The organism is Effusibacillus sp. SKA8 (assembly GCF_058273125.1).
On record NZ_JBZCSF010000002.1, the window covers coordinates 81,226 to 93,838 of the forward strand.

Consider the following 12,613-nt stretch of genomic DNA (forward strand, 5'->3'; position numbering starts at 1 on the left):
CCTTTTCCCCCGCCTGTGGAAATTTTCCCTTCAGGTTTATTTTACCATGCCTGTCATGGCTCGGAAATGTCTGGTCCAAAATCGATGTGCCCGTTCGCTGTACGAATGATTGGCAACGCGCTACAATAAACCTGTTGGAAGGAGGAAGTCGATTGTTTACAACCATTTGGCACAGCATTCGCAAACCGTCTTCATACAAGCGGTTGACACGGCAAAAACTCTGGCGTCTGATCCTGACATTGCTGGCCTTTTTTACACTGTTGACTGTTGTGCAAGCTCTGATTTTGGGCAGAGCGATCAGCCCGTTTGTGACCTTTATGGAAAATGAGTTCCCCGTCAAAATGCCGCCGTTTCGATATGACGGCACCGAGCTGCAGGTGGAGGCTCCGACTCCGTTGACACTGACCGGCAAAGACGGATATTACGTGATTGTCGACGTCTCAGCGCCCGTTCCGCGCGAATCGTTGAACAAAGTGACATCGGGAGTCGTAGTCGGCAAAACGGATTTGTACGTAATCGACCGCGGAGTGCAGCAGACCGTTTCTTACAAGCAATTGATGCTGCCGCCGCTGACAAAAAACGATGTGGTCAGCGCCATACCGGTTTTAAAACCGCTTCTGACCGTCGGACTTATCGTCTGGTCCGTCGTCATCATCGGGTGGAAATTCATTCAGGTCACGCTCTTTTCCATTGTGGCCGCCTTGCTGGCTTCCGCCAGAAAAGTGCGTCTCTCCTACCGGGAGGCTTGGCTCGTCGCCGGGTTCGCTTTTATCCCCGCGTCGATCATCGGCTTTCTCCAGTTCTTTTTGCAGAATGAGTACATCGGACTTGCCTACTGGGTGGCGATCTTCACGTATATTTATCATGGGGTGGGAAGTTTCAAGGAAGGGAACGATGTGATATGACGACCCGCAACATGCCGAACCGCCATCTTCTGGAACAGGAAATCAAGGAATTGATCATACCGTCCAAGAACGTGGCGAATGTGCTGATGGGCAATTCCCTTGAGCATGCCCTGCTCGTGCTGACCAAATCCGGCTATTCGGCCATCCCGGTACTCGATTTGCAAGACCGGATCCACGGTTTGATCAGCACCGCTTTAATTCTGGACGCGATTCTTGGAATCGAACGGATCGAATTCGAAAAATTGGCCGACCGCAAAGTGGAAGAAGTGATGAGCACACGGGTGCCGCGCCTGAAAGAGCATGACAGTTTCTTCCGGGCACTCGAATTGTCGATCAACAACCCGTTTATCTGCGCCGAGAACAAAGAGGGTTTGTTTGCCGGGATTCTCACCCGCAAGTCGATCCTCGCCTTGGCATACCGCCACTTCCGCGGCAAATGAAAATGTCTGGGAACGTCTCCCAGACATTTTTTCTCAAGGTTTTAACCGGCTTTCCGAAGAACTACTTCAGATTCGTTTCGTGTAGGCTGACGGTGGCAAAATACCGCGTCCCCCTGCCCGGAATCCCAAACGGGTGGCCGTCCTTGCATTTGTGAACCTGATGGACGCAACTGGAACAAACCACCGTGCCGCACTTTGAACACCACGAAATCCACTCCAATTGTCCCAGCGGCTTGTGGCAGCCTGGGCACTCCCGCAGCCTGTACAAAGACTTGTGCATAAGCAACATCTCCTCTCTTTCGCCCTTCACAGATAGCTGTTCCGCCATGCCGTATTCCGTCACCACAAAATCCACATCGCTTGATTGATACCATATTATCAAATCGCGAGATCATCCGTACATCATTTGTTTCGTCAACCAGCAACGTGTACAGGTAACGCTCGCCAATCTTTTCCCTGGAGGAAAGACCGCCGACACAAGTCGCGCAACGTTCCGGCGTGCAGAGTTTGAAATGATATGAATTTATCAGGATTGTACGGCAAGATTTTCCTTAAATCAACAATAAGCCGTTCCCGGCATAGGTTACAAAAACCCGTTTGCAAGGGAGGCCAAACAGATTGAATCGCACTGAAAAAATGGGCGGAAACCGTCCCGCCTTGCTGCGTCTCGAAGATGTCGGACCCGGCGGTGCTTACCGGACGCTGGAAGACCTGGGACGATTGCGGGCTGTCTTCGACTTCCTGTTCGCCGCAAAAGTGCCTTTCCATGTCGCCCTCATTCCCCGCTGGAAAAATATCGAACCGGACGGAACCTGGTACGAAAAAGGGATCGACGATCCCGTGCCCGACGACTATGTGAAAAAGTTCGTCCGATTGATGCAAGACGCGCAAAAGCGGGGAGCGCTGCTCGGCATGCATGGATACACCCACCAATACGGAAACCAAAAGAAGGATGACAACAACCAGAACACCGGAACCGGTTCGGAATTCAATGTGGACGGCGAGCCGGAAACCGTATCGTCCGCTTATACCGTCGACCGCGTCAGAAAAAGCCTGGCCGCTTTTCAAAGAGCGAATCTGGTCCCGCACTTTTGGGAAACGCCCCATTACAACAACACTCCCGAACAGGAGCGGATTTTCGGCTCATTCGTAAAAATTCTCTATCAATCCGACGCTCTCGGCCGTGCCGGAGCAAACGTATACGTCTCCGAGACGGGAATCGTTTATATACCGACCCCGCTTTACTATATCGACGAACAAAATATGGTTAAGCGGATACTGGCGAAGCTCCCAGCGTTCCGGGGACTGGCTTCGATGTTTTACCACCCGTTTTTGGAATTTGCCTGCCTGGAACCGGCGAAAGACGTGTCCGGCCAGCCGGCCGTACGCGAAGGTCTTCCCGTATACCGGTACCAGGAGGGGGAAGAATCGAATCTGCACAAATTGGTGAATGGGTTCAGGCAACGGGGATTCCGTTGGGTCACCATTTACGATGTGATACCGTGATAGGCTATTATTTCGGTCGGTTGCGTAACTACAAGCTTAGGTGAGCCGGAACCTCAAAGGACCCCGATCCGGGCAAGATCGCGGCGGGAGCCGACACTGAGTTTCAATCCCTGTCCTCATTTCCATCGGCTACAATAAGAACATCCACATATTTTGTTTTTTTCATAATCCGGTTTACGATCGAACCCTTCAGAATCTCCTCCCACCGCGACCGGGCGGATTGTCCCATCACGATCTGCGTGATTCCCTTTTCCTCCACAAACTCGACGATCACATCTTCCGGCCGGCGACCACCACGGGCACGGATATAAAATTCCGCATCCAAGTCTCTCGCAAGCTGCTCGATGGAACGCAATTTCCTGCGGTTCTCCTCATCCATCTCCTGCACCGGTTTCATCGGTACGTTCAATATGTACAGTTCGCATTTCAGCCGGCTGGCGATTCGCCACCCCCGCCGTATGAGGCGCTCCGCGTTGGGACCGTAATGCACACAGACCAAAATTTTCTCGTTGGCCCCCTTCATGTCCTCGATGCCATGTTCATGCTTGTAATTTTCCAAACGGTCGTCCACATCGTCTGCCACTTCACGCAAAGCCAGTTCGCGCAAAGCGTTTAAATTGCCCAAGCGGAAAAAATTTTTCAGGGACTGTTCGATTTTTTCCGGTTTGTAGATCAGTCCGGCTTGCAGCCGTTCGCGGATTTTTTCCGGGGGCGTGTCGATCAGTTGAATCTCGTTTGCTTCGGCCATAATCCAATCGGGCACCCGTTCCCGGACCTTCACCCCGGTCAGTTGCTCCACTGTATCTTTTAGGCTTTCCAAATGTTGAATGTTCATGGCGGAAATCACGTTGATCCCCGACTCCAGCAATTCCATCACATCTTCATACCGTTTTTTATTTTTGGAACCCGGTACATTGCTGTGTGCCAACTCATCCACAATTACATATTGGGGGCGGCGTTTGAGAATCCCCTCTAGATCCATCTCTTCCAGAATTTTTCCTTTATATTGCGCCTTCTTCAGTGGAAGCACCGGTAATTTTCCAATTTGCTCCTCCGTTTCCACCCTGCCATGGGTTTCCACTACGCCGATGACGATATCGATCCCTTTTTTCAGCATTTCATTCCCTTCCCGGAGCATGGCGTAGGTCTTCCCGACCCCAGGAGCCGCTCCTAGAAAGAGTTTGAAATATCCCCGGTTTTCTTTTTTAATCATTTCCAATATTTCTTCAGGTTTTTTCCTTTTTTCCTGATTGGACACCACCATGCTAGAACCTCCCATACCCCCCAAGACCGCTCCCGGTCACCGAGAGCGGCTGTCGGTCGTATTACCCCATATTTATCGTCTTCGTTTCAACAGTTCTAGGTTCAATTCTAAGACATTCACCCGAGGTTCGCCAAAAACGCCGATTTGGCGCCTTTTGGTATGGGCGTCGATCAGAGCGTTCAACTCCGCTTCGGAGATCCCCGTCTCCCTGGCGATTCGTGGCACCTGTGCTTTGGCCGCAGCCGGGGAGAGGTCCGGATCGAATCCGGAACCAGACGTCGTGACCAGATCGGCGGGAATTTCCCGGTCGGTCAGACCCGGATTTTCATTCTTTAACTGTTCCACTTTCTCCCGCAGGTCTTTCAGATACTCTTCTGACGCCACCGCGGCGTTCGTTGCAGCGGATGCTCTCGGATCATACTTCGCAGCGGATAGACGGGGATGAAAAAACCCAGGGGACGTAAAATTTTGAGCGATCAACTCCGATCCAATTATGGTTCCGTTCTGTTCAATCAAGCTCCCGTTCGCCTGCTTCGGAAACAGCACTTGGGCAATCCCGGTGGTCACAAGCGGATACAGCAATCCGCAAATGATCATCAGCAGCAGAGAGGTTCGCAAAGCGGTTTGCCACGATGTCATGATTGTCCTCCTTCGCAAATTAAATGTTAGACCAGATGGAGCCCGGCCAGGATCATGTCGATGAGTTTGATGCCCACGAACGGCGCGATGACTCCGCCGACACCGTAGATCAGAACGTTGCGTGCCAGCAGTCGGTTGGCAGACATTACCCGGTATTTGACGCCTTTTACGGCAATCGGAATGAGGAGCGGAATGATCACCGCGTTAAAGATCAAAGCCGACAGGATGGCAGACTGCGGCGAGGACAGCCGCATGATGTTGAGCGCCTCCAGTTGCGGAATGGCGGCCATAAACATCGCCGGAATGATGGCAAAATATTTGGCAATGTCATTTGCGATGGAAAACGTGGTAAGCGCCCCCCGCGTAATCAAAAGCTGCTTGCCAATCGAAATGACGGACAACAGCTTGGTCGGATCCGAATCTAAATCAATCATATTTGCCGCTTCCTTTGCCGCCATCGTCCCGGAATTCATGGCAAGCCCCACATCGGCCTGAGCCAGGGCAGGCGCATCATTGGTGCCGTCACCGGTCATGGCGACAAGCCTTCCTTCCGCCTGCTCCCGTTTGATGATGGCGATTTTGTCTTCCGGTTTTGCTTCCGCCACATATTCGTCCACACCCGCTTCTTGGGCGATCGTTGCCGCCGTCAGTGGATTGTCTCCCGTACACATGATCGTCTTGATGCCCATCGCCCGCAATTCGGCGAAGCGTTCCCGTAAGCCCGGTTTCACCGTATCCTTGAGGTAGATGATCCCGTAAATCCTACCGTTTACGGCAACAGCCAAGGGGGTGCCCCCCGCTTTCGCAATCCGGTTCGCTTTTTCTTCCAGATCACCCGGGATTTGACCGCCTTTCGTCTTTGCATAATTTTGGATGGCATCCACAGCTCCCTTGCGGATTTCGGTGCCATCCTTCAGGTTCAGTCCCGACATCCGGGTATCGGCAGTGAACTCGATCACCTCGGCATCCGCATACGCCTCTGCCGGCCAGTTCATACCCTGTTTATTGGCCAGCTCCACTACCGACCTGCCCTCCGGCGTTTCATCCCGAACGGAAGCCTGCAGGGCGGCAAAGGTGATCTCCTCTTGGGAAATACCGTCCACTGGAACGAATTCCGCCGCCATCCGGTTGCCAAACGTGATCGTACCCGTCTTGTCGAGGATGATAGTGTCGATGTCCCCCGCTGCTTCCACCGCTTTTCCCGACATCGCCAAAACGTTGAATTGTGTGACGCGATCCATCCCCGCAATCCCGATCGCAGACAGAAGTCCCCCGATGGTTGTGGGAATAAGGCAAACAAGGAGTGCGATCAGGGTGGCGACATCCAGCTGTACATGGAGATAATGGGCGATCGGCACAATGGTTATGATCACAAACAGAAAGATAAGCGTCAGCACCGCAAGCAAAATGGTCAGCGCAATTTCATTCGGCGTCTTTTGCCGTTGGGCCCCCTCCACCAGTGAGATCATCCGGTCAAGGAACGATTCCCCTGGGTTCGTGGTCACTTTTACCACAATGTAGTCGGACACCACCCGGGTACCGCCGGTCACGGAAGAAAAATCGCCGCCTGCTTCCTTGATCACCGGGGCGGACTCCCCCGTGATGGCCGATTCGTCAATGGATGCCACCCCTTCGATGATCTCACCGTCCGTTGGAATGATCTCCCCCGCTTCCACCCGCACAATGTCCCCTTTTTTCAACTGGGTGGAGGGCACTTCCCGAAACGAACCGTCTTTTTGCACCAACCTGGCGACCGTGTCCGTTTTGGTCCTGCGCAACGTGTCGGCCTGCGCCTTGCCGCGTCCCTCCGCAACCGCTTCAGCAAAATTGGCAAACAACAAAGTGAACAACAAAATCACGAACACGGCAAAGTTGTATCCTCGGCCGGCTGTGGAGGCGCCAAACGCGTTGGGCGCTATGGACAGCACCAACGTAATCAATGTGCCGACCTCCACCACAAACAAAACCGGATTTTTGAGCATCAAGCGCGGATCCAGTTTTTTAAAAGCATCCACGATAGCCTGTTTGACCATTCCGTTTGTTAACCATTTCGTTTTTCCGCTGTCCATACCCAGCCTCTCCTTCCTGTTGTCCTCAGCGCAGCGCGCCCAGATGTTCGGCAATCGGCCCCAGCGCAATGGCCGGAAAAAACGTCAAAGCGCCTACCACCAGGATGATGGTCAACAAAATCAGAGCAAACAATGACGTATCGGTACGCAATGTGGCGGTCGACAAGGGTGCCACCCGTTTGACGGCCAGCGATCCGGCAATCGCCAGCATGGCAACCATGGACACGTAGCGGCCCAACAGCATCACGATGCCGATCGCCAGATTATAAAAGTTCGTGTTCGCATTCAGTCCAGCAAAGGCAGAACCGTTGTTGGCCGCACCGGATGTGAATGCGTACAGCACTTCAGACAGTCCATGAAAGCCCGGATTGGCAATTGAAGCCACCGAATCAGGACGTAGCAAGGCCAACGCCGTCGGAACCAGGATAATCACCGGATGGGTCAGAATAGCGATGGCAGCCAGCTTCACTTCCTTAGCTTCAATTTTTCTCCCCAGAAACTCGGGGGTACGCCCTACCATCAGACCGGTGATGAAGACGCTCAGGATCACGAAGAGTAGCGCGTTGAGAAATCCCGCCCCGTCACCGCCAAACACGTTGTTCAGCATCATTAGCGCCAGCGGAACAAATCCGCCCAGCGGCGTCAGCGAATCGTGCATGTTGTTGACAGAACCAGTGGTGGCCGCCGTCGTGACGGTGGTGAACAGAGCCGATCCGGCAAACCCGAACCGCACCTCTTTTCCCTCCATGTTGCCGTGGATCCCCAGGGCCTCCAGCGCCGGAATCCCCCTGCTTTCGACCGTGTAGACAATGCCGAACATGGTGAGGAAGATGATCCCCATGACGGAAAAGAGGATCCATCCCTGTTTCCGGTTCCTGATCATCAGCCCGAAGGCATAGATGAGGGAAGTGGGCAATACCATCATGCACCCCATATGGACCAGGTTGGTCAGCGGCGTCGGGTTTTCAAACGGATGAGCGGCGTTGGTGCCAAAATATCCTCCGCCATTTGTCCCCAAGTGTTTAATCGATTCCAGGGAAGCCACCGGCCCGCGCGTGATGGTTTGGACCCCCCCTTCGACGGTGATGGCGTTCACCGCACCCTGCAATGTCTGCGGTATCCCCTGAAACACCAGAAACAATGCGACCAGCAAAGATGCGGGCAGCAGCACCCGGGTGATCGACCGTACCAGATCGACATAAAAGTTGCCCAGATTGCCGCTCCGACCTACCAGACCGCGGATGAAAGCAACCGCCACCGCCATCCCGGTGGCCGCTGAAGTAAACATCGGGAAGGTGATCCCGATCATCTGTCCTAGGTAGGACATGGCGTTTTCGCCGCCGTATGCCTGCCAATCGGTGTTGGTGATAAAGGAACTGGCGGTGTTGAAAGCGAGATCCGGCGGCATGTTGCCAATCCCGTCCGGGTTGAGCGGCAAATAGTTTTGCAAACGGAACACCGCGTACATCAACAGCATCATGATCAGATTGGACAGCAGCATCGCCCGGGCGTATTGCTTCCAGTTCATCCCCTCGTTTTCCCGAATCCCGGCCAACCGGTAGATGCCCCGTTCCAGCGGCCCAAACACCCGGTCAAGCGCAGTTTTTTCGTAATGGAACACTTTCACCAGGTAGGTGCCTATCGGTTTTACCAGTACCAACATGATCATCAGTGTGACGGCCACCTGGAGCCATCCCCAAAAATTCATGGACCCTTTCCCCTTTCCATCGCAAGGATACCCAACCGGAATCACAGACTAGAATTTTTCCGGTTGGATGAGCACGTAGGCAAGATAGAAAATCAAACCGGCGGCGATTACGCCGAGTACCACCATGTGCATCCCCCCTCCCCTACGCTTTCCCGCCAAAATCGGCAAATTTCCAGAACAGCACAAAGATCCCCATTGTCAATAAGCCCATCACCAAGTCATCCATACTGAAGCCCTCCTTTGCCGGTCCCTATGCAAACGCGGGCGTGCCTTTTTGCCAAGACAGCCCAAACAACGGAAAAACCTGCGGCATCCCATACGATCCCATCCACCCGGATTGCAACTCCATGATGGAAGGAACCATACAAGACCCACAGGCTTACGTAATACCTGGCACTCTTTCAGGAGTTCCCCGTATTCAGTCTTCCTGTATCCCTTTCGTGTTCCGTCCGTTCCTTTAACATTTTTTCCAAATCTTTATCCAATATGAACAGCTCGACCTGTTCCCCCAGTTTCGTGCTGATATCACTATGGCTGGAGATGACCTGGCATCCCGTTATCTGCGAGATAATCTCTTCTGTCTTTCCGCTGTATTGTTCACGCAAAACGTGGCGCATCGTCTTGACCAGTTGTTTGCCTTTTTCCGTTATCACTAGGTGTTTTTCCTCCTGCGTCAAAACCCCCTTCATTCGGACAATCACCATGTCACGTATGATATACGTTTTGGTTTCCTGCGGGCCGCGACCCAGAATTTCCCTTTGCAACTTGATATAGGATTCACTGATGGCCATTTCCATCTTGCCCTTTTGATTGATCGTCAATTTCTCATAACCCCTTTAAAGCCGCTTGTCGAGTGGTTTTTGCGCGGACATGCGGCGAACTCCGACTGATATGACCGCAAACAAAAAAGACCAATCACATTCGCAGTGGACAGGTCTCTCGGACCTTCTCTGCTTTGGCCGACGAAGTTAGCTGACGGGTAGGATGGCAGAGAAGCAGTTTTCCTCATCCCTCCTGGAAACCCAGGATTAACCCCAGTTGATTGGTTCCTCCGCTCTTGGGTAACACCAAGATTAGGCCGTCATTCAATTGTTAGCATGATCATACTCCGGATTGGGTAAGTTTGCACCGGCCGTTTCACCGGAAAGAGTAGAGGTTTTATTGAAAAAATTTTACAAATGCGCTATTTTTGTTCGATTTTCTCATCATCACTATTTTTTTCACCGTATTTCGCCTGTCTTCTCCCAAACACCCGACCAAAACGAGTAAGCGGGGGCGACTAACCTCCGCCCCCTCGCACCGCCTGATTATGCGCCTCCGCACCAAGCGGTTCACCAACCCTTTGTTCAGGGCAAACATTCTTCTTTAAAGCCGCTCCGACACGACTTTCGCCTGCGTGAACAGGAGCAGGTAGTCGCGGCCGCCCGCTTTCGAGTCGGTGCCGGACATGTTGAATCCGCCGAACGGATGTACCCCTACAAGCGCTCCCGTACACTTGCGGTTGAAATAGAGATTCCCGCAGTGCATGTGACGGCGCGCGTATTCAAGGTGTTCACGGTTGTTGGTGTAAAGGGAGCCCGTCAAACCGTATTCGGTGTTGTTGAACACCTCAATCGCTTTTTCAAAGCTGTCCGCTTTGTAAAACGCCAACACCGGCCCGAAAATTTCTTCCTGCATGATCCGTGCGTCTTCCTTCACGTCGGCGAAGATGGTCGGCTGAATGTAATAGCCGTTGCCTTCCGCTTTGCCGCCGCCTGCCACCAGGCGCCCTTCGCTTTTCCCGATTTCGATGTATTCGAGGATCTTGTTATACGCGTTTTGGTCGACAACCGGGCCGATCGGATAGTTTTCTTCCGGCAGGCCGATCTCCAGTGCCTTTGTTTTCTCGATCACTTTCTGCAGCACGATGTCGTACACATCTTTGTGAATGATGGCGCGGGATCCGGCGGAACATTTCTGGCCCTGGAATCCGAAGGCGGACTGGACGATTCCGGTTGCCGCTTCTTCCAGATCGGCCGAAGCGTCGACCACGACCGCATCCTTGCCCCCCATTTCCGCAACCAGCCGCTTGATCCAGATCTGGCTTTGCGCGGTTTTGGCAATGCGTTCGTTAATATGCAGCCCGACGTCGCGAGACCCGGTGAAGGAAACGAAGCGGGTCTTCGGATGCTCCACAATGTAGTCGCCGATTTCCGATCCGGAACCGGGGATGAAATTGATGACCCCCGCCGGGAGGCCGATTTCTTCCATCAGTTCCACAAACTTCGCCGCAATAATCGGGGAAGTGGAAGCGGGTTTCAACACCACGGTATTGCCGGACACAATCGCGGCAGTGGTCATGCCGACCATAATTGCCAGAGGGAAGTTCCAGGGCGGAATGATCACTCCCACTCCCAGCGGAATGTAGGAAAGACGATTGTCTTCGCCGGGAAGCGGGGTCAACGGCTGCGGGCCGCCAAGGCGAATCATTTCGCGGCCGTAGAATTCCATGAAGTCGATCGCTTCCGCGACGTCCGCGTCCGCTTCCGTCCAGTTTTTGCCCACTTCGTAAACCATCCAGGCGGCAAACTCAAACTTGCGACGGCGCATGACGGCAGCTGCTTTGAACAGGTAGCCGGCGCGTTCCTGCGGATCCACATATTGCCAGGTCTTGAATTTTTCAAGCGCGGCCTGGATCGCCTTTTCGGCCAGGTTCTTGTCCGCCTGCGACTGATAGCCGACGATTTCATCCACATTGCCGGGGTTGATGGATTTTGCTTTTTTGTCCGTAAAAATCTTCTCGCCGCCGATTACCAGCGGGTATTCCCTGCCAAGTTCCGCCTTGACTTTGGCAAGAGCTTGCTGCATCGCTTCCTTGTTTGCGGGGTCTGCAAAATTGGTGAACGGTTCATTGCGAAATTCGATCATTTGAACTCCTCCAGTCCGATAGTCGAGTGTTAGTCTTCAATAAAGCCTTACTTTTTAAACATGGACTTCAGAACAAATCCGACATTGGCCGGCCGTTCCGCCAGGCGGCGCATGAAGTAACCGTACCAGTCGTTTCCGTAAGGGACATACACACGCATCGTATAGCCCTCCGCAGCAAGCTGCCGCTGCATCTGAACCCGGATGCCGTAGAGCATCTGGAATTCAAACTGCGAGTTCGGGATGTTCTGTTCCTTGACAAATCGCCTGACATGTTCAATGACTTTTTCGTCGTGTGTCGCGATGGCAGCGTAATTGCCGTACAGCAGATGTTTTTCGATGATCCTGATAAAATTGCGGTCTACGTCTTCTTTGTTGGGAAACGCGACTTCCGGCGATTCTTTGTAAGCGCCTTTGACCAGACGGAGGTTAGGTTTGAACCTATTCAGATCGTCGATGTCCGCTTCCGCCTTGTAAAGATACGCCTGGATCACAAGACCGACCGCTTCGCCGTACTCCGAGCGCAACTCTTTGAAAATCTCCATGGTGATTTCGTTATGCGCGTAATCCTCCATGTCGATCCGCACAAAGTTGCCGTACTGCTTGGCGCGGTCGAGGATGCGGCGCATGTTGCCCATGCACAGTTCCCGGGAGATATCAAGTCCTAACTGCGTCATCTTGAGAGACAGGTTGGACTTGACGCCCGACTCGTGAATCGCGTCCAGCGTACGAAGGCAGTAGTCGGCCGACTCGATCGCTTCTTCCTCGCTGAAGACAAACTCTCCCAAATGATCGAGCGTCGCCACGATCCCCTGATTGTTCAATTCGCGGACCGCCTGAATCGCCGATTCGATGGTTTCCCCCGCTACAAAGCGGTTGGCCCCGAAACGCAGCCCATATTTTTTGGCCGCTCTGTTGGCGGCTTGATTCTTGGACAGAAATAGCAGCGTATTCCGCATTAGCTGTTCCAAGCTTGAGCGCCCCTTTCTTGATCCGAGTGCGAGTTCACACCTTATAGTTATGCAAAATTCGTGCCAACAAAATCACCGGCAGATCTCACGCCTGCGCAGGATCTTCCGGGCGATTGTTATACGGAAATGTTCAATACTTAGAACACTTATGTTTAATAATATACATATTTGATTATTTTTTATGCAAACTGTACAATACATGTATAA

General features: G+C 52.9%; 12 protein-coding genes and 1 riboswitch. Of the genes, 3 read left to right on the forward strand and 9 right to left on the reverse strand.

Going from position 1 to position 12,613, the window contains the following annotated elements:
• Nucleotides 1-152: 152 nt before the first annotated feature.
• Together AC4ED1_RS02640 and cbpB are read left to right on the forward strand one after the other, a co-directional pair.
• Nucleotides 153-905 carry a DUF1189 domain-containing protein gene (locus AC4ED1_RS02640; protein ID WP_490935856.1) on the forward strand — a complete coding sequence of 251 codons (753 nt, stop codon included), beginning with the start codon at nucleotides 153-155 and terminating at the stop codon, nucleotides 903-905.
• On the forward strand, nucleotides 902-1,345 hold the full coding sequence (gene cbpB / locus AC4ED1_RS02645) for a cyclic-di-AMP-binding protein CbpB (protein WP_490935857.1): 444 nt from the start codon (nucleotides 902-904) through the stop codon (nucleotides 1,343-1,345). The genes AC4ED1_RS02640 and cbpB overlap by 4 nt, the downstream gene beginning before the upstream one ends.
• 61 nt (nucleotides 1,346-1,406) lie before the next feature.
• Here cbpB and AC4ED1_RS02650 read toward each other — a convergent pair whose 3' ends face one another.
• Nucleotides 1,407-1,625 carry a hypothetical protein gene (locus tag AC4ED1_RS02650; protein ID WP_490935858.1) on the reverse strand — a complete coding sequence of 73 codons (219 nt, stop codon included), beginning with the start codon at nucleotides 1,623-1,625 and terminating at the stop codon, nucleotides 1,407-1,409.
• Between the two features lie 338 nt (nucleotides 1,626-1,963).
• Here AC4ED1_RS02650 and AC4ED1_RS02655 point away from each other — a divergent pair, with 338 nt between their 5' ends.
• Complete coding sequence (locus tag AC4ED1_RS02655; protein WP_490935859.1) at nucleotides 1,964-2,851, forward strand: DUF2334 domain-containing protein; 888 nt, start codon at nucleotides 1,964-1,966, stop codon at nucleotides 2,849-2,851.
• A gap of 103 nt (nucleotides 2,852-2,954) precedes the next feature.
• Here the strand turns inward: AC4ED1_RS02655 and kdpDN are convergent, their stop codons facing one another.
• From kdpDN to AC4ED1_RS02695, 8 genes are all read right to left on the reverse strand, one after another.
• Nucleotides 2,955-4,115, reverse strand: coding sequence for a KdpD-like non-kinase potassium sensor (kdpDN, locus tag AC4ED1_RS02660; RefSeq protein WP_490935860.1), 1,161 nt, complete (start codon nucleotides 4,113-4,115; stop codon nucleotides 2,955-2,957).
• 72 nt (nucleotides 4,116-4,187) lie between these two features.
• Nucleotides 4,188-4,754 carry a potassium-transporting ATPase subunit KdpC gene (kdpC, locus tag AC4ED1_RS02665; RefSeq protein ID WP_490935861.1) on the reverse strand — a complete coding sequence of 189 codons (567 nt, stop codon included), beginning with the start codon at nucleotides 4,752-4,754 and terminating at the stop codon, nucleotides 4,188-4,190.
• Between the two features lie 26 nt (nucleotides 4,755-4,780).
• Entirely contained in the window at nucleotides 4,781-6,823 is a 2,043-nt protein-coding gene (gene kdpB / locus AC4ED1_RS02670; RefSeq protein WP_490935862.1) for a potassium-transporting ATPase subunit KdpB, read from the reverse strand.
• 25 nt (nucleotides 6,824-6,848) lie between these two features.
• Nucleotides 6,849-8,531 carry a potassium-transporting ATPase subunit KdpA gene (gene kdpA, locus AC4ED1_RS02675; protein ID WP_490935863.1) on the reverse strand — a complete coding sequence of 561 codons (1,683 nt, stop codon included), beginning with the start codon at nucleotides 8,529-8,531 and terminating at the stop codon, nucleotides 6,849-6,851.
• A gap of 48 nt (nucleotides 8,532-8,579) precedes the next feature.
• A complete protein-coding gene (gene kdpF / locus AC4ED1_RS02680; protein WP_490936084.1) occupies nucleotides 8,580-8,663 on the reverse strand; it encodes a K(+)-transporting ATPase subunit F in 84 nt (27 codons plus the stop codon).
• 269 nt (nucleotides 8,664-8,932) lie between these two features.
• Nucleotides 8,933-9,328, reverse strand: a complete 396-nt coding sequence (locus tag AC4ED1_RS02685; protein ID WP_490936085.1) for a Na-translocating system protein MpsC family protein — start codon at nucleotides 9,326-9,328, stop codon at nucleotides 8,933-8,935.
• A gap of 146 nt (nucleotides 9,329-9,474) precedes the next feature.
• A riboswitch (cyclic di-AMP (ydaO/yuaA leader) is annotated at nucleotides 9,475-9,621 on the reverse strand.
• A 275-nt stretch (nucleotides 9,622-9,896) separates the two neighbouring features.
• Nucleotides 9,897-11,438: an L-glutamate gamma-semialdehyde dehydrogenase gene (pruA, locus tag AC4ED1_RS02690; protein ID WP_490935864.1), complete on the reverse strand. Its 1,542-nt coding sequence runs from the start codon at nucleotides 11,436-11,438 to the stop codon at nucleotides 9,897-9,899.
• A 47-nt stretch (nucleotides 11,439-11,485) separates the two neighbouring features.
• Nucleotides 11,486-12,406: a proline dehydrogenase family protein gene (locus AC4ED1_RS02695; protein WP_490935865.1), complete on the reverse strand. Its 921-nt coding sequence runs from the start codon at nucleotides 12,404-12,406 to the stop codon at nucleotides 11,486-11,488.
• Nucleotides 12,407-12,613: the final 207 nt, after the last annotated feature.

Excerpts from the sequence above, each read along its gene's own strand:
- cbpB (WP_490935857.1), top strand. The coding sequence starts at position 902 with ATGACGACCCGCAACATGCCGAACCGCCATCTTCTGGAACAGGAAATC.
- AC4ED1_RS02650 (WP_490935858.1), bottom strand. The coding sequence starts at position 1,625 with ATGCACAAGTCTTTGTACAGGCTGCGGGAGTGCCCAGGCTGCCACAAG.
- kdpDN (WP_490935860.1), bottom strand. The coding sequence starts at position 4,115 with ATGGTGGTGTCCAATCAGGAAAAAAGGAAAAAACCTGAAGAAATATTG.
- kdpC (WP_490935861.1), bottom strand. The coding sequence starts at position 4,754 with ATGACATCGTGGCAAACCGCTTTGCGAACCTCTCTGCTGCTGATGATC.
- kdpB (WP_490935862.1), bottom strand. The coding sequence starts at position 6,823 with ATGGACAGCGGAAAAACGAAATGGTTAACAAACGGAATGGTCAAACAG.
- kdpA (WP_490935863.1), bottom strand. The coding sequence starts at position 8,531 with ATGAATTTTTGGGGATGGCTCCAGGTGGCCGTCACACTGATGATCATG.
- kdpF (WP_490936084.1), bottom strand. The coding sequence starts at position 8,663 with ATGCACATGGTGGTACTCGGCGTAATCGCCGCCGGTTTGATTTTCTAT.
- AC4ED1_RS02685 (WP_490936085.1), bottom strand. The coding sequence starts at position 9,328 with ATGGAAATGGCCATCAGTGAATCCTATATCAAGTTGCAAAGGGAAATT.
- pruA (WP_490935864.1), bottom strand. The coding sequence starts at position 11,438 with ATGATCGAATTTCGCAATGAACCGTTCACCAATTTTGCAGACCCCGCA.